This window comes from bacterium (genome assembly GCA_019912885.1).
GTDB lineage: Bacteria > Lernaellota > Lernaellaia > JACKCT01 > JACKCT01 > JAIOHV01.
The window spans coordinates 23,518-40,314 of sequence record JAIOHV010000008.1; the positions used below are offsets into that span (position 1 = coordinate 23,518).

At 64.8% G+C, this 16,797-nt stretch carries 11 protein-coding genes; 3 read left to right on the forward strand and 8 right to left on the reverse strand.

Annotation, left to right across the window (positions count from 1 at the left end):
- Window positions 1-33: 33 nt before the first annotated feature.
- The 6 genes from K8I61_01045 to K8I61_01070 all read right to left on the reverse strand — a co-directional run bounded on the left by K8I61_01045 (window position 34) and on the right by K8I61_01070 (window position 7,836).
- Window positions 34-789 (reverse strand): CPBP family intramembrane metalloprotease, encoded by a 756-nt coding sequence (locus K8I61_01045; protein MBZ0270594.1) that lies wholly within the window; start codon window positions 787-789, stop codon window positions 34-36.
- 224 nt (window positions 790-1,013) lie between these two features.
- Window positions 1,014-2,030, reverse strand: coding sequence for a medium chain dehydrogenase/reductase family protein (locus K8I61_01050; GenBank protein ID MBZ0270595.1), 1,017 nt, complete (start codon window positions 2,028-2,030; stop codon window positions 1,014-1,016).
- Window positions 2,031-2,201: 171 nt separating this feature from the next.
- The gene (locus K8I61_01055) at window positions 2,202-3,257 is read right to left on the reverse strand and encodes an iron ABC transporter permease (protein ID MBZ0270596.1); all 1,056 of its coding nucleotides are present in this window, start codon (window positions 3,255-3,257) and stop codon (window positions 2,202-2,204) included.
- Window positions 3,254-4,054 carry an ABC transporter ATP-binding protein gene (locus K8I61_01060; GenBank protein ID MBZ0270597.1) on the reverse strand — a complete coding sequence of 267 codons (801 nt, stop codon included), beginning with the start codon at window positions 4,052-4,054 and terminating at the stop codon, window positions 3,254-3,256. The genes K8I61_01055 and K8I61_01060 overlap by 4 nt, the downstream gene beginning before the upstream one ends.
- 149 nt (window positions 4,055-4,203) lie before the next feature.
- Complete coding sequence (locus K8I61_01065; protein ID MBZ0270598.1) at window positions 4,204-7,122, reverse strand: PAS domain S-box protein; 2,919 nt, start codon at window positions 7,120-7,122, stop codon at window positions 4,204-4,206.
- Between the two features lie 342 nt (window positions 7,123-7,464).
- The gene (locus tag K8I61_01070; protein ID MBZ0270599.1) at window positions 7,465-7,836 is read right to left on the reverse strand and encodes a hypothetical protein; all 372 of its coding nucleotides are present in this window, start codon (window positions 7,834-7,836) and stop codon (window positions 7,465-7,467) included.
- A 526-nt stretch (window positions 7,837-8,362) separates the two neighbouring features.
- On the opposite strand from K8I61_01070, the gene K8I61_01075 reads away from it, so the two are divergent.
- The 3 genes from K8I61_01075 (at window position 8,363) to K8I61_01085 (ending at window position 12,735) form a co-directional block, all read left to right on the forward strand.
- Complete coding sequence (locus K8I61_01075) at window positions 8,363-9,733, forward strand: acetyl-CoA C-acyltransferase (protein MBZ0270600.1); 1,371 nt, start codon at window positions 8,363-8,365, stop codon at window positions 9,731-9,733.
- Between the two features lie 201 nt (window positions 9,734-9,934).
- Window positions 9,935-12,136, forward strand: coding sequence for an enoyl-CoA hydratase/isomerase family protein (locus tag K8I61_01080; protein ID MBZ0270601.1), 2,202 nt, complete (start codon window positions 9,935-9,937; stop codon window positions 12,134-12,136).
- 245 nt (window positions 12,137-12,381) lie between these two features.
- On the forward strand, window positions 12,382-12,735 hold the full coding sequence (locus K8I61_01085) for a DUF5684 domain-containing protein (GenBank protein ID MBZ0270602.1): 354 nt from the start codon (window positions 12,382-12,384) through the stop codon (window positions 12,733-12,735).
- Window positions 12,736-12,819: 84 nt separating this feature from the next.
- Here the strand turns inward: K8I61_01085 and K8I61_01090 are convergent, their stop codons facing one another.
- Entirely contained in the window at window positions 12,820-13,479 is a 660-nt protein-coding gene (locus K8I61_01090) for a DUF4190 domain-containing protein (protein MBZ0270603.1), read from the reverse strand.
- Window positions 13,480-13,795: 316 nt separating this feature from the next.
- Window positions 13,796-16,546, reverse strand: a complete 2,751-nt coding sequence (locus K8I61_01095; GenBank protein ID MBZ0270604.1) for a penicillin acylase family protein — start codon at window positions 16,544-16,546, stop codon at window positions 13,796-13,798.
- Window positions 16,547-16,797: the final 251 nt, after the last annotated feature.

Sequence of the window (16,797 nt, forward strand, 5' to 3'; positions counted from 1 at the left end):
TTTTTATCGGGACGGGAGGAGAGGGACCGGTCCTTACGGATTGCCGAGCGCGACAAGTCCGAAAAATACCGTGTTGTTCACGAAATGCGCGGCCATACCCGGCAAAACGGAGTCGGTGCGGTCGCGCATGAGTCCGAAGAGGGCGCCAAGAAGCGTCACGAACACCAGGCCCGTTACGTTGTACGCAAATCCGACATGCGCGTAGGCGAAAAACGCGGTCGTTATGACGATTGCGACAACCGGGCCGAACGACTTCTTGATGCCGCGGAACAGGAAGCCGCGGAACAACAATTCCTCGACGACCGGCGCGCCGACGCACACCACGGCGAACATCAGCCCGCGTGATTGCGTCAACTTGTAGGCGGTTTCGTACCACTCGCCCGTTTCGAGCCCGGCAAGCCGCACCACCGCTTCCGATACGATGGTGAAAACAATGAAGACGCCCATCCAGAAGCCGAACGCTCGCCACGACACGCGCGCAACGCCCATGTATTCGAGCGCGCCCCATGACGTTTGCCTTCGAATGAGAAAAGAAACGATGAGAAGCAGGACGATTTGATAGAACAGATTGCCGATCCAGTGCGACGGATAAACGCCTTGCTGAAGCGAAGTTTCGAACTGCTTCAGGCTGTCGTATTCGAGGTCGGTTTCGACGAGCATTTCGCCCATGCCGATAAGCGATATGGCGAGCGATCCGAGAAACGTCGCGACAAACCAGACGCCAATAAAAATCAGGATGGTCGATAATCCGCCGTAGCCATCGCGTTCCTGTCGATAGATCGGACGCACGCCGCGCCTCCCGGATACGAGTTTGTTTGTAATTGCGCTTTATACATGGACCAGATGGGCGATAGGAACAAGATGGACGGGATGGACTCGCGTGCTACGCACGTCCGTGCCCGTGCGTCAATACGCGTATCGCGGATGCAAAACCGACCGCGCACTTCGCCGCCCCGCCCGGCGCGGGGCGGCTTCGTTTGCGGCACTGATCGTAGCGCCCACCGCGGCGTGGACTAGGGCACCAGAAGCACCTTGCCGAAGTTCTTGTGGTCCTGGATGTAGGCGTGCGCGGCGCTGGCCTCGGCGAAGCTGAACTTGCGATCGACCACGGGGCGCAGCGTGCCGTCGTCGAACAGCGGCGCCATTTCCTCGGCCATGCCGCGCAGCTTGTCGACCTCATCCCACAGGTGGCCGAGGTTGACGCCCGACACCGTGCGGTTTTCGTTCATCAGTTTGATCGGAAAAAAGATGGGCATCGAAACGACGCCCTTGAGCGCCGAGAGGATGCTGCGCGTCTTGCCGGTCGACATGCTCGACGCGCCGAACTGAAACAAACGCCCGAGCGGCGCGAGGATCCGATAGCCCTTTTTCGCGCTTGCGCCGCCGACCGCGTCGAGCACGATATCGACGCCGCGCCCGCCGGTCCGCGTCATCACCTCGCGCTCGAAGTCCTGCGTGTGGTAGTCGATGCACTCCGCGACGCCCATCTCACGCAAGCGCTCGTGCTTGCCCACGCTGGCCGTGCCGAACACGCGCGCGCCGCGCCACTTGCAGATCTGCACCGCCGCGAGCCCCACGCCGCCGGCGGCCGCGTGCACCAGCACCGTTTCGCCCTCGCGGACGCCGCCGAGATACACGAGCATCAGCCAGGCGGTGAGATAGTTGACAGGGATCGCCGCCGCGTCGCCGGTTTTCATGTTCGCCGGTACCGGGAAAACCTGATTCGCCGGCACGACGACGCGGTCGGAATAGCCGCCAAACCGCGTCAGCGCGAAAACATGCCGCCCTTCGCGAAAGCCCTCGACGCCCTTGCCAACGGCGTCAATCTCGCCGGAGACCTCGTAGCCGACCACCGCCGGGAGTTTGGGGGCGTCCGGGTAAAGCCCGACGCGCGCCATGATGTCCGCGAAGTTGACGCCCGCGGCATCGACGCGGATGCGCACCTGCCCCTGGCCCGGGTTGGGATCGGGCGCCTCGCGAATTTCGAGCACATCGGGGTTGCCGATTCGGGGGATCCATATCTGACGCACGAAAAGTCTCCTGTCGAAAGTCCGCCGAGTATAGCGGAAACGGCGCGCGTTGCGATGCGAGCGCGTTCGAAACCGAAATTGGGAGTGACCGTTGCAGCCGTGTGAATGACCAATCCCCTTTTCGTTGCCGGACATTCCCCATGCGCAATTTCCAATTCCCCATTGACGGCGTTAGTCCCCCGCGCTCAGGCGTTCGCGGTGGCGCATCAACAGGAACAGGAAGAACGGGCCGCCGAGCATGGCGGTCAGCACGCCGACCGGGATCTCCGCCTCGCCAAGGATCATGCGCGCGGCGATGTCGCAGAAAATCAGAAACGCGCCGCCCGCGCACATCGATGCCGGCACCACAAGACGCATGTCGGGCCCGGTGAAAAAACGCACCGCGTGCGGAACGATCAGTCCGACAAAGCCGATCGGCCCCGCCGCGCTCACAACCGCGCCCGTCATCATCGACGCGAAGATGAAGGTCGCCTTTTGCGTTCGGGGGACGTTCACCCCCTTGCCGTGCGCGTAGGTGGACCCGAACGAAAGCACGTTCAGGTCGGGCGAAAGCAGAAACACCGCGATCATGCCGACAAGCCACAACGGAACGACCTGGATCACGGCGCGCATGCCGACGACATCCAGGCCGCCCATCATCCACCGGATCATCTGCTGGTTTTCGGTGAAGTCCGCGAGGTAGTGGATGAACAGGATCATCGACGCGAAAAAAAAGCTCACCGTCACGCCCGCGAGCAGAAGCACGGACGTCGGAAACGCGCCGCGCCCGCGCGACAGGCCGTAGATGACGCCCATCGCGACAAGCGACCCGGCGAACGCCGCGAACGGAATCGGGGAGACGCCGAGGATCGACACGTCGAGCCCCAGCTTGATGGCGAATACCGCGCCGAGCGCCGCGCCGGAACTGACGCCGAGCGTGTAGGGCTCCGCGAGCGGATTGCGCAAGAGCGCCTGGAACGCCGCGCCCGCGGCCGCGAGCGCGCCGCCGCAAAGCATGGCGAGGATCGTGCGCGGCACGCGCAGCGAAAGAAGCACGGTGCGGTCCTCATTCAGCGCGGCGGGGATCGTGGCGTCGAGCGCGCGCGCGAAGTCGATCTTCACCGGGCCGACCAGCGGGCCAAGCACGGCCGCGGCGGCAAGCGCGAGCACGAAGGGCGCGAGCCTCGCCGCGAACCGCGCGGGCGAGAGCGGGCGCATGCCGGCGGAGATTTCGATTGGCCCGCTCACGCGCGCCCCGAGGGAAACGGCACGATGAGCGGCGTGCCGTCCGGGTGCCGCTGCCACGTCACCTCGACGCGCCACACGCGGCGCACGAGATCCGCGTCGAGCACGTCCACCGGCGCGCCGTCGGCGGCCACGCGGCCCTGATCGAGCACGACGACGCGCGGGAAAAACAGCGCGGCGAGATTCAGGTCGTGCGTTACGACGACGACGGTGATGCGCCGTTCGCGGTTCAGCCGCGCGAGCAGCTCGTGGATCTGAATCTGGTAGTGAAGGTCGAGGCTCGCCGTCGGCTCGTCGAGGAGCAGCACGGACGGATCCTGCGCGAGCGCGGACGCAATGACGACGCGCTGGCGCTCGCCGCCGGAAAGCTCGGTGAGCGCGCGGCCGGCGAACGCGGCGGTTTCCGTCTCGCGCATGGCGCGCTCGCCGGCGGCGCGGTCCTCCTGGCTGTCAAACGGCAGGACGCCGTGATAAGGGCGGCGGCCGAGCAGCACGAAATCCGCCGCGGTGTATCCGAACATCACCGGCGTTTCCTGCGCGACGAACGCGACGTACCGCGCCACCTCGCGGCGCGTGTAACCGGCCAGCGGTTTTTCGAACAGGCGGACGTCGCCTGTGCGCGGCGAAAGATGACCGCTCGCGCACTTGAGCAGCGTGCTTTTCCCCGAGCCGTTCGGCCCGACGATGCACACCATCTCGCCGTCGTTGACGGCGACATCGACGCCGTGAAGGACATCCTCGCCGCGATAGGCGAAGCGAACGCCGGCAAGCGAAAGGGCGCGCATGGGCTTGTCCGTCATGGCGATTGCGGATTTCGGACTTCGGATTCCGGACGGGATTCGCAACGGCCGCGATGAAAGCGCTCAACCCTCTTGTTCATGCGGTCCATCCTGTCCATGCCGTCCATGATGTCCATTATTCAGGGAATCCCTGCCTTCACCAGCGCTGATCAGCTCCCCAAAACGCGCGTCACCTCACCGATGAGTTGCGGGATGTCGTAGGGCTTTTCCAGGAATCCCGCGACGCCGAGCGTGAAGAGACTTTGCGCCACGTTGTCCTCGGAGTATCCCGACGACAAAAGCACGCGCACATCCGGACGGATCGCCTTCATTTTCTGAAAGGCGAGCTCGCCGCCAAGCTTGGGCATGACCATGTCGAGCAGCACGAGGTCGAAGTCGCCTTTCTCGCTTTCGAAAATCTCGAGCGCGCGCAGCCCGTCCGCCGCGGACACGACATCGTACCCCTCGCGCGTCAGCACGGTTTCGCAAAACGTGCGCAGCATCTCCTCGTCCTCGGCGATGAGCACGCGCGTCGGGCGACCCTTCACCGGGGCCGCGCGCAAAGTCGCCTCGGCGGCCTTTCCGGGCGACGCCGCGCCGGCCGGCGCGTCGTCCTTTTCGCGCGCGGCGCGCCTTGATTTCGCGCGGTCCTTGCCCGACGCCGCCTCGCGCGACAGTTCGTCGAGATCCTGCTCGAGCGCGGAGATTTCCGTCTCACCGGGAGCCGGCCTTTTTCGCGCGGTCGTCTCGTCCGTTTCGCTTTCGGTCGCCGCGGCGACGGCCTCGATCCGCGGAAGATAGATGCGAAACTTCGCGCCGCGCCCGACATCGGAGGACACCGTGACGTAGCCGTCATGATGCGCGATGACGCCGTCCACGACGGCCAGGCCAAGCCCCGCGCCCGTCTCGCGCCCCTTGGTCGTGTAATACGGATCGAACAGGCGCTCCATGTCCTCGGGCCGGATGCCCGCGCCGGTGTCCGCGACCTCGACGACCGCCCACTTGCCCGGCCGGATCGGCGTCGGCCCGTCGTTGACCGGGTGATCGAACGCGCGCGTGCGAAGGGAAAGCGTGATGCGCCCCTCCTCCCCCACCGCGTCGCGCGCGTTGAGGATGAGGTTCATGATCGCGCCGGAGAGCTGCCCGCGATCGCCGAGGACCAGCACCTCCTTGCCGGGCAGCGCGGCGATGACGTTGAGCCCCGGCGGCACCGAGTGCGCCACGATGTCGCGCAGCGACGACACCAGCCGGCCAAGCTCCACTGGACGAACCTGGTATTTGCCTCCGCGCGCGAAGGCCAGAAGCTGGCCGGTCAATTCCTTGGCGTTGCGCGTCGCGGCCAGGATGTTCCGCACGGCCTCGGACGCGCGCGGGCTCGCGGGAATCTCCTCGTTGAGTAGCGAAGCGTAGCCCATCACCGCGCCGAGGAGGTTGTTGAAATCGTGCGCGATGCCGCCGGCGAGCGTGCCGATGGATTCCATCTTCTGCGAATGCACGAGCTGCGTTTCGAGCGCGACGCGGTCGGTCACGTCGCGCGCGGCGATCTGGAAGCGATCGGGCGAAAGGCGCACGCCGGTCACTTCGGCGGGGAAGGTTTCGCCGCCGAACCGGCGCATGACGATCTCGCGCCGCGTCAGGTTGCCCGTGGTTTTCAGCTCCGCGAACGCGGCGTCGAACGGCGCGCGCTCGTCGTCCTCGGGCGCGAGGCGCGACAGGCGCATGTCCACGAGTTTTTCGCGCTCGCGCTTGAACATCGCCGCGGCCTCGGAGTTGACCTCGATCACGTCGCCGCTTTCGTTAAAGACGACGATGGCGTCGCGGCTCGCCTCGAACAGCGCGCGGTAGCGGGCCTCCGACTCGCGCAGCGCGCGGATCGCCTCGCCGCGGCTTGAGACGTCCTGAAAGATCATGACCGCGCCGACGATGCGGCCGTTTTCGTTGCGAAGCGGCCGGCCCTGCACGCGCATGTCCGCGGTCGCCCCGCCCGTCAGCAACAGGCCCTCGGTTTCCGTATCGAACGATTTGCCGTCGAGCAAATCGATCATCGATTGCGCCAGGCGGTTTTGCGTGACCATCTCGGAGGAAAAGAAATTGCGCCCGATGAGGCTCGAGGGCGTGATCTCGCTGATGCGGCAGATCGCCATGTACTCCGAGTTGACCTGCGTGATGCGCCCTTCGGTATCGATGGAGATGATGCCAAGCGGCGCCTCCTCCAGCACCATGCGCGTCGCCGCCTCCAGGCGCGACAGATCGCGCCGCACCTGTGCGCGCTGAATCGCCGCGGAGGAAATATCCGCGAGGCCCTGCAACACCTTGAGATCCGTTTCGCTGAAGAATTTCGCCTCGCGCGCGAAAACCGAGAGCACGCCGACGGTGCGCGCCTCGTGCATGAGCGGAACGTGGATGTACGAGTCCATCTGCATGAGCGCCGCGGGATCGTCCGCGGGCAAAGTCAGCGGCCGCTCGGTCTCGAAAACCTCGCGCCCGCGCGCGAGAACGCCGCCGATAACGCCGTCGCCCTCGTGCATGGGGCGCGTCGCGACGATCTCCTTCACGTTCACGTGCCCGGCGACGCGCAAAAGGCCGGTGACCTGATCGCGCAGATAGACGGCCGCCGCGTCCGCGCGCGTCAGGATTTGCGCGCCCTTGGCGACGTTGACGACGATCGGGCCGAGATCGGAGATGAGGTTCAGGCTTTTCGCAAGTCCCATGAGACGCGACAGGATCGACGCGGGCAGGCGCGAGAGAATGCCGGGAGCGGGCGCGCCGACGACGCCGGTGACCAGAATGGCCGAAAGCTTTTCGCCGGCGCCGCGCATCGGCGCGAAACGCAGCGTGCATTCGGTGGTCGCCCCGTCGGGCGCGGCGAATTCGGCGCGCGTCGGCTGCACCGCCTGCCCGGCCAGGACGGCCTTCATCACCGAATCCATCCGCTGCTGATCGCGCAGCGCGCACGCCTCGGGCAACGGTTTGCCGAAACGCGCGGCGAGCGCGTCGCGAACCGCGTCGGGCGCGCCCGGCGCAAGCGCGCCGATCCGCGCGGCGGGATCGAGCATCAGTGTGAATTCGCGTTCGTCGTCGGCGGGCAATCCGGCTCCGGGAAATCGGGTCCAATCCGGGACGATAGCAAGCCGCCTGTTGGGGTCAACCAAACGGCGAATGGCGAATTGCGAACGCGGAACTGGGAATGAAATCGCGGCTCGACTTCGGACTATGGATATCGGAAGCGCAAATTCCGCCGAAGGCGGGACCTTTTGTCCGTGTCCATCCCGTCCATCATGTCCATTTCGTCCATCGCCCATTCGGAAACGGCGTCCGGCCCAAGCTGCCTTCCAGCCGTCATAAAAAAACGAACCGGAGGCACCATTGCCTCCGGTCCTGGAGAGGGGGGCGTTTGCTGGAGACTTTCGCCTCCGGCTTGTTAGACTCGGTTAGCGGCCCTGGTAATCGACGAGGATCGTGAACACCGTGTGCGCGATGTTCGAATAGCGCACGCAGTCCTCGTGACGGCCGTCAAGACGCGCATCCCACGCGGCTTCGTACATCTCGAATCCGGCGCGGAACCACTGGGCCGACGTGCGCGTTTCGCCGCGGACCGTAATTGGCTCGCCGCCGGTGTAATGCGCGGGCGCCCAACTCTGGCCGTCGAATCCGCCGTAGAACTGACGCATCGCAAGGCCCAGCGTATCGTCCACGCGATCGAGCGCGGCCGCCGCGGCGCCTTCAGTCATCCGGAAATTCGCCGCGAAAGCGGGAGCCGCCATCGCCGCGATCAGAATCGCTACCAGCATCGCCTTACGCATCGGACCACCTCCTGATTTTTTTCTTTCCGTGCGCCTCAATGCGCACGAGCGGGAGAGATGCACCCCGCGTGCCAAGCGCGAGAAATAAGAGAAGCATTGAGATAATTCGCCGTGATTACGGCATGTTATGAGCTGCCATGCGCGCAATACCGACGCTATTGAGCCCGTTGGCACGCGTTACTTCGCCTCCACTTTCGTAAGCCACGCGGAAAATGCGTAATGGTTGGACCGATGGGACGTCATGGGCGTGATGGACACGAAGGACCATCGACGAACGCCCGCGCCACGGCGATTTCATTCTGCATTCCGCGCTCCGCATGGCCCCTTCGCCCCCCCCGTGCCCTCCGTGTCTTCCCCGTGGCCTCTGTGTACCGCCGGATGCGATGGGCGCGCTTGTCTCTCGCGAAATGCCATGATAGTTCTGACGCGCTGCGTCGAAACGCACCGGGGGCCCTGTGTCCCCGCGCCGCCGGCCGGCGGAACGCCGCGCGATTTGCCCCAATAGTATTTCCTTCAGGAGGCGTCGATGCCGACAGCCAAGTCTTCCACGCCCAAAAAATCGACCGCTAAGGCGGGCTCGCCGAAAAAGGCGCCGATTCCCAAATCCCGCCCCGAACCGAACGGGCGGCGGATCGCGATCGTCGACGGCGTCCGCACGCCGTTTCTACGCGCGGGCACGGACTTCAATGACCTCATGGCGTACGAGCTTGGCCGCTACGCCGTCTCCGGGCTTTTACACCGAACCGCGCTCGATCCGACCCTCATCGACCAGGTGATCTTTGGCAACGTCATCGCGGAGCCGCACACGGCGAACGTGGCGCGCGAGGTCATGCTCGCGGCGGACATCCCGGTGAAAACGCCGGCCTACACGGTGAACGAAGCGTGCGTTTCCGCGCATCAGGCGATCTGCGCCGCGTCCGATCAGATCGCGCGCGGCTATGCCGATGTCGTCATCGCGGGCGGCACCGAGACGCTCTCCGACGTTCCGATCCGCTTCTCGAAGGTCATGCGCCAGAAGTTTCTGCGCGCGAACAAGGCCCGCCAGGCGACCGACTATCTGAAGATCTTCAAGGACGTGCGCCCGAAGGATCTCATCCCCGAGCCGCCGGCGATAGCGGACTTCTTCACCGAGCAGTCGATGGGCGCGGCCTGCGAACGCACCAGCCGCCGACTTGGCATCACGCGCGAGGAAGAGGACGCCTTCGCGGTGCGTTCGCACCAGCTCGCCGCCAAAGCCGCGGCCGACGGCCATTTGCAGGAAGAGATGGTGATGGTCGCGCCGCCGCCATCGTTCAAGCCGATCACCGCGGACAATGGCGTGCGCGGCGACTCGACGATGGAAAAACTCGCCAAGCTTCCGCCCGCGTTCGACCGCCAGTACGGCACCGTCACGGCCGCCAACGCGAGCTTTCTGACCGACGGCGCGTCCGCGGTGCTGCTGATGAGCGAGGAAGCGGCCCGGCGCCTTGGCTACAAGCCGCGTGGCTACATTCGCTCCTACGCGTTTTCCGGCACGGATCCGCTTGACGAAATGCTGCTCGGCCAGACCTACGCGACGCCGATCGCGCTTGCGCGCGCGGGCATCGAATTCAAGGATATCGGCGTGATTGAAATCCACGAGGCGTTCGCCGGCCAGATGATCGCGACGATCAAATTGATGGGCAGCAAGGAGTTCGGGCAAAAGCTCGGCCTGCCCGGCAAGATCGGCGACGTGGACATGGACGTCCTGAACAACTGGGGCGGCAGCCTTTCGATCGGCCATCCGTTCGGCGCGACCGGCGGACGCATGATCACGACGTGCGTCAATCGCCTCATCAAGGAAGACAAGAAATTCGGGCTCGTCTCGGCGTGCGCCCTGTCGGGCCTCGGCAACGCGACGATCATCGAGCGCGCGTGAGCGGAGGATTGAGGATTGAGGATCGAGGATTGAGGATTGAGTCCATCGCATCGCGAAAGATCTCGGTTCTGCAATGACCTTTCAGTCTTTCGGTCTTCCAGCCTTTTCCATCGATACGAACCGCGACCGTCAGGGAGCGGGTCTTTTCCATCGATACGAACCGCGACCGTCAGGGAGCGGGTCTGACAAAGGGGTGACGCGATGGCGACGGCGGAACGCGAAACGAAAAATTCGGCGCAACCGATGCGCCTGGAGAAACGCGGCGACGTGGCGCTCGTCTGGTTCGATGACCCGGCGGACAAGGTCAACAAGCTTTCGCCCGCGCTGTTTGACGTGTACGGCAAGATCATGGACGAGCTCGAAAAGGACGGCTCGGTCAAGGCGGTCGTATGGATCAGCGCGAAAGAGGGCAACTTCATCGCCGGCGCGGATGTGAATGTCTTCCGCACGATCACGTCGGCTGAGCAGGGCGCCGAGTTTGTCGCGAAGGGCAAGGAAGCGTTCGATCGCATCACGAATTCGAAGAAAGTGCAGATCGCGGCGATCGGCGGCGCGTGCCTGGGCGGCGGCCTTGAGTTCGCGCTCGCCTGCCACTATCGCATCGCGACCAGCTCCCCGAAAACGGTTTTCGGCACGCCGGAGGTGAAGCTCGGCCTTCTTCCCGCGGGAGACGGAACGCAAAAGCTTCCGCGCGTCGTGGGCCTCGCCGCCGCGCTCGACATGATGCTGACCGGCAAAAACATCTACGCACGCAAGGCCCGGTCGATGGGCCTCGTGAACGAGGTCGTCATCCCCTTCGGCCTGGATCGCACCGCCGAAATCGCCGCGCGCCGCCTCATCAAGAACGGATACCCCGATCCGAAATCGCCGACGTTGCCCGATCGCCTGATGAAGGAACTCGGCCCGCTGCGCCACATCGTGCTGAACAAGGCCAGGGAGTCGGTGCTCGCCAAGACCAAAGGCAACTACCCCGCGCCGCTCGCGATCATCGAGTGCGTCGGCGACGGACTCGACAAGGGCGTCACCGCGGGGCGCGCCACGGAATCGCGCAAGTTCGGCGAGCTGTTGGTCACCCCCGAGTCGCGCCGCCTCGTCGGGCTTTTCTTCGCCATGCAGGACAACAAAAAGCACCCGCTCGCCAGGGGCGCGAAGCCAACCGAACATGTCGGCATGCTCGGCGCGGGCCTGATGGGCGCGGGTATCGCCCTTGTCAGCTCGCAAAACGCGGATACGCCCGTGACGCTCAAGGACATCGACGCCAAGGGCCTGGCCGGCGGCGAGAAATACGTCTTTGACCGCGTGGACAAACGCTTCCGCAAAAAGGCAATCACGCGGCTTGAGCGCGACCGCATCCTCGCGCGCGTGCACGGATCGTTGATGTATGAAGACTTCGCGCGCGCCGACCTCGTCATCGAGGCGGTGTTCGAGGATCTCGATCTCAAAAAGAAGGTCATCAAGGAAGTCGAGGCGGTGACGGGGCCGGAGTGCGTTTTCGCCTCCAACACTTCCGCGCTGCCGATCGGCGAAATCGCGAAGGCGAGCAAGCGCCCGGAGACGGTGATCGGCATGCACTACTTCTCGCCCGTCGAGAAGATGCCGCTTCTCGAGGTGATCCGCGCCGAAAAAAGCGCGGACTGGGCGATCGCGAAGGCGGTGGCGTTCGGCATCCGGCAGGGCAAGACGGTCATCGTCGTCAAGGACGGGCCGGGCTTCTACACGACGCGCATCCTCGGGCCGTACATGAACGAGACGTGCGTGCTGCTCGAGGAAGGCGCGCGCATCCGCGACATCGACCGCGCGCTGACCGCGTGGGGCTATCCCGTCGGGCCGGTTGTTCTGTTCGACGAGGTCGGCATCGACGTGGCCGCGCACATCAGCGAGTTTCTGGGCGGCAAGCTTGCGGCCGAGCGGCCCTCGACGCGTACCTCGCACGCCATCCATGAGATCGCCAAGGCGGGATACTACGGACGCAAGAACCGCAAGGGCTTCTACACGTACGCCGCGCGGAAAAAGGGGCCGTTCGCGTCGCTGCCGTTCATCGGCGGATCGGGCGGCAAGGAGCCGAACGAGGAGATCTACCGCTTCTTCGGCGGCGCGAAGATCCGCAAGGACATCCCCGCGGACCAGATCGCCGAGCGCATCGCGCTTGCGATGGTGAACGAAGCCGCGCGCTGCCTGGACGAGGGCATCATCGCAAGCCCGACCGATGGCGATCTCGGCGCGATCCTCGGCCTTGGCTTCCCGCCGTTTACGGGCGGGCCGTTCCGCTACATCGACGCCGAAGGCGCGGACAAGATCGCCGATCGCTTGAAGCGCCTGGAGGAAAAGCACGGCGGCACGTTCGCCCCGGCGGACGGCATCCTCGCGAACGCGAAAAAAAGCGGGACGTATTACAAGGACTGACGTCCAATGGGGAATGGGGAATGCGGAATTGCGAATGGAATCGCAGGCACGCCATTCACCGCGGGAGACACAGAGGGCGCGGAGAATCGAAGCTTCGTGCCCCTTCACCTTTGCGTCCTTGCGTTTCGTTTGCGTCTTTGCGGTGACCTGCGATTCCATTCGTCACTCGTCACTTTTCGCTCGACACTTTCTCGTCGCCTCGCTATCGTCCTTGGGACCGCAACAACTCTCCAAGGGGCATGGCGATGGAATACCAGTTTCAGGCGAGTCAGGGTCCGGGCGTCCTCCAGATTGTCCTCATGGTCGTCTTCTATCTCTATTTCGCCTACTGCCTGTGGGTCATCGGCAAAAAGACGAACACGCCGAACGAGTGGATGGCCTGGGTGCCGCTGCTCAACATCTACTACATGTGCGTCGTCGCCGGAAAACCCGCATGGTGGCTCATTTTCTTCCTCATTCCGCTCGTCAACATCATCTTCGCGATCATCGTCTGGATGGCGATCGCCCGGGTGCGCAATAAACCCGCCTGGCTCGGCGTGCTGATCATCGTGCCGATCGCGAACCTCGTCGTACCGGCGTATATCGCGTTCTCGGATTAGCGTAAGCGGCCGCTCGCGAACGAAACGCCCCGGTCATTCGGCCGGGGCGTTTTGCGTTGGAGGACACGCGCGTTACACGCGCGGTCAGTCGTTGGTGAAGGTGTGGACCGTCTCTCCTTCGGCGTGCTTTGTCGTGAAGACGAAGCCCGTCGCGGAAGCGTGCAGAAACTCGAACGTCACGGCCGGGTCGTCCGTCAACGTCGCATTGATGGCAAGCAACTCCGCAAGGTTCCCGGAATACCCGCCTTCCTGATTCTCGCGGCGAGCCTCCTGCGCGATCCTGGCGTTGGCGCCGGCGACCTTCGCGGATACGTCATAAGCCTTGGAGCGATAGGCCACGAAATTCGGAATGGCGATCGACGCGAAAATCCCCGCGAATACGATCGCCGAAAACGCGATGTTGACCCAGTTCACGATCACGCCCGCCTGCGCGATGCCGGCGCTCTTGAAGCGCCCGGGATTCTCGCGTATTTCGCGACGCGCCCGATAGCCGACGATCAGGCCGGGTATGGACACGAGCGCTCCGCACGTCAGGAAACTCGCGCAGCCCAGGATCAGCGACACGACCGCCAGTCCCGACGTCTCGCGCGCGTCGACCGCGACCGACGCGGGCTCGATCGGCACACCCGATGCGATTGCCGGAGGGGTGCGAAACGCCTTGCCGCACGCGCAATACACGACCGTGTCCGGCGGGATGCCGGTTGTATCGCGAATATCGCCGCAATGAGGACAGGTGACGTGCATGAGAATTTGTATCCGGAATTTGTGACGACCGGATCATGCACCGCGGCGGGCGTGAATGACAATGTGGTGGGACGTTGAGGCCGGCGCGTCCGCAAACGTCGCGGGTGCCACACTTTTACCGGCCTTCAGGCCGGGAAAGGTGTGCACGATCCTTCTTCTCGCACACCTTTGGCCTCGCAAACTCGGCCAAAAGTGTGGCACCCGGAAAACAGAGGGCACGAAGCGTTTAACGCTCCGTGCCCTCCGTGTCTTCTCGGTGCTCTCCGTGTTCCGCCGGATGCGACGGCATTCGCCATTCCGCATTCGCAATGGGCGATCAGCTTTCGGGGACGAACGCCTTCATTGTCACCGTCGCATCCAGGATCGGCTGCGGCGCGTGCGGCATCTCGTAGTATTCGCCGTCAAGCCACATCTGCATCAGGTCCAGCTCGTTCGGATCGCCGGCCACGGGCTTCATGCCGCCGGGGATGTGCGCCCAGGTCGTGATCGCGCCGTCCTCGAACTGATGAATGATACGCAGGCTCGGCCCGGAGCCGACGGTGTACCCGCCAAGGCCCGACGCGTTCGCCACGTTGACCGTGTACAGGCCGCCGCTGCGCGCGAACGGGCCGCGGTTGAAGATGTCGATGCCGAACGGATCGAACGCGATGTGCGACAGTGACACGACGTGCAGCCGACCCCAAAACCACTCGTCCATATCGACGCCGTCGAACGCGGGCGCCGGATCGAGATCGCGGCGCTTGTAGGTCGGAATCGCGGCAAGCGCGTCCGCAAGGGCCGCAAGTACGGTGTCACGCCGGTCTTCCGTGCCGCCCGTTGAGGTGTCGTCAAAGACATCGTCCTCGACGCCCGCCTCGAGCAGCCACAGAAGCGCAAGCCGCGTCGCCTCGCTGCGCGACACGCTATCGAGCCCCGCGTCGTCGAACTCGTCCGCAAAGGTGTTCTCGATGAGTTGCGACTCGAACTCCGCGAAGATCATCGCCGCGACCGCGTCGTTGCGCTCGTCCTCGTCGGACGACGGCGCGCTCGATGCCGGGTCGTCGCCGTCAAGACCGGTCACCGCGTTGCCGCTCCAGTTCGCCAGGTATTCGAGCGCGTCCTGCTGATCGGCCGGCAGGGCGCCCGGATCGCCGATGATGTCGAGGACCGCCTCAAGCCAGCGCGCGGCGTACATCCAGTAGATGTCGAGCTGCGTCGCCATCATCGAATCCAGCGTGAAGCCGCCGTCGTTCATCTGCTCATCGAGCAACGCCTCGATGCGCGCCGCGCGGAAGCCGATCGCGCGTTCGACGTACCAGTAATGCTCGTCGTTGATCGGATTGCCGTCCACGAGCGTGCCGTAGATGTCGTTGTTCGCCGTCGCGATCCACCCGCGATCCGGGTTCTGGATGCGTGCGACGTCGCTTGCGGGGATGAAGCCGTCCCACTCCGCGCTTCCGTCGCCGGGCAGCACGAACCACGGCTTGTAAGTATCCAGATCCCAGTCGCGGTTCGGCACGTTCGCGTTCGGGAAATAGCCGATGTTGCCCTGCGTGTCCTGAAGGACGAAGTTCTGCGCGCCGACCTTGAAGTTGTCGACCGCCTCAAGGCCCGCCGTCACGTCGCCCGCGCGATGCAGGCCGTCGAACGCCTTGGCCTCCTGCGTCGGCTCGTGGCCGGTCCAGCGGAACGACAGCGCCGTCTCGGCGTCCGTGTCGATGCTGTCCGGGATGATCGGCCCGTGGTGCGGCACGAGGTAGATGTCGCGCATCTCGGGCGTGTCGTCATGCAGCGCGTAGAATTCCTCGCTCACCTTGATGACCGGAACGGTGCCGCCGTCGAAATCGACGCTCACCGGCTCGTCGCCGGAGAAGTTGACGTTCTCGGCGTACACGTCGAGCACGTCATAACCCGCCACGGTTTCGCCCCAGGCGAGGTTGTCGTTCGCGCCGATGACCACAAGCGGCGTGCCGGGGAAGATCGAACCCCACGCACGCACCCCGCCGCCGCCGCCCAGCTCCTTCGTGTCCATGTAGCCAAGGATGAAGATCGACGGGAACGTCAGCGAAAGATGCGGATCGTTCGCGAGGAACCCCACGCCGCCGTTGATGTCCGGCGAGAGCGTCCAGTTGTTGCTCGCGCGACGTTCCGCGCCGGCGATCGCGCCCCATTCCTTCGCTTCACGCACGCGGGCGATCGCGCGCGACAGGCCCTTGAATCCGTCGGGCAGCACCTTCGCCATTTGTCCCGCGTGATACGGAGCGGACTTCTTGGCCATGTCGCCGTCCTTCAGCACCGTGGTGTCCTCGGCGATGCCCGTGGGAAACGCCTTGGCGTAAAGCGCCGCGCCGAGCGCGTCCGCGCGCTCGGTGTTGGTCATGTCGTCGCCGAGCGATTCGGAAAGATCCCAGGTCTGATAGCGCGCGATGGACAGCGTATCGCGCACGGTCCAGTCGGGCACCTGGTCGGGCGAAAGCGCCACGAAGCCGTATTCCTCCGGCCACGGCGTTTCTTCCGCCGGCCACATTTCGCGGATATCGGCAAGCCACGCGTTCACGCCCTCGGCGTACGCGTGGATGTAATCGTTCAGGGCGGGGTCGAGATCGTCCTCGATCTTGTCGAGCACCGATGTGCCGTCGGAGGACATGAACGCGGCGCGTTGATAGACATCGGTGTCGATCGCGATCGAACCGGCGATCTCCGCGATGCGCCCTTGCGCGAGGCGCCGCAGGAAGTCCATCTGGAAGATGCGGTAGCTCGCCTCGACGTACCCGAGCACGCGCGCGAGATCGAGGTCCGATTCGGCGAACACGTACGGGATGCCGAGGCTGTCAACCGCGACGCGCGCCTCGCCGGTCATGCCGGGAAGTTCGATCGTCTCGTCGACAGGGTAATCGAGCACGGGCGAGCTGTCGTCGTCGTCATCCGCGTCGTCGTCGCCCTCCGTGTCGTCGTCGTCGTCATCCGTCGGGACGCCGCCGTCGTCGTCATCGTCGTCGTCGCCGCACGAGCAGCCCGGCGCGAACAGCGCGAGCGCGAGCAGCGTCACCAGAACACCGAACATCTTGATCCACGAACCCTTGGTCATCGGAAACCTCCCGGATGCCGGAAAAAACGCATGCTTGCAAATTCGCGCGCGGCTGACAACGACCGCCAGCCGCGCCTGGTAGCGGGATCAGGGCCGCAACCGCAGCGAAGCGGGGCGCGCTTGCTAGCGATGTCAGGGCCGCAAACGCAGCGAAGCGCAGTGCGCGGTCGGCCCCGCCCCGGCAATCCGGCAAGCCGCGCTCGCCATCCGGTCAGGGCCGCAAACGCAGCGAAGCGCAGTGCGCGGTCGGC

Excerpts from the sequence above, each read along its gene's own strand:
- K8I61_01080 (MBZ0270601.1), top strand. The coding sequence starts at position 9,935 with ATGGCGACGGCGGAACGCGAAACGAAAAATTCGGCGCAACCGATGCGC.
- K8I61_01095 (MBZ0270604.1), bottom strand. The coding sequence starts at position 16,546 with ATGACCAAGGGTTCGTGGATCAAGATGTTCGGTGTTCTGGTGACGCTG.
- K8I61_01060 (MBZ0270597.1), bottom strand. The coding sequence starts at position 4,054 with ATGACGGACAAGCCCATGCGCGCCCTTTCGCTTGCCGGCGTTCGCTTC.
- K8I61_01085 (MBZ0270602.1), top strand. The coding sequence starts at position 12,382 with ATGGAATACCAGTTTCAGGCGAGTCAGGGTCCGGGCGTCCTCCAGATT.
- K8I61_01090 (MBZ0270603.1), bottom strand. The coding sequence starts at position 13,479 with ATGCACGTCACCTGTCCTCATTGCGGCGATATTCGCGATACAACCGGC.
- K8I61_01075 (MBZ0270600.1), top strand. The coding sequence starts at position 8,363 with ATGCCGACAGCCAAGTCTTCCACGCCCAAAAAATCGACCGCTAAGGCG.
- K8I61_01070 (MBZ0270599.1), bottom strand. The coding sequence starts at position 7,836 with ATGCGTAAGGCGATGCTGGTAGCGATTCTGATCGCGGCGATGGCGGCT.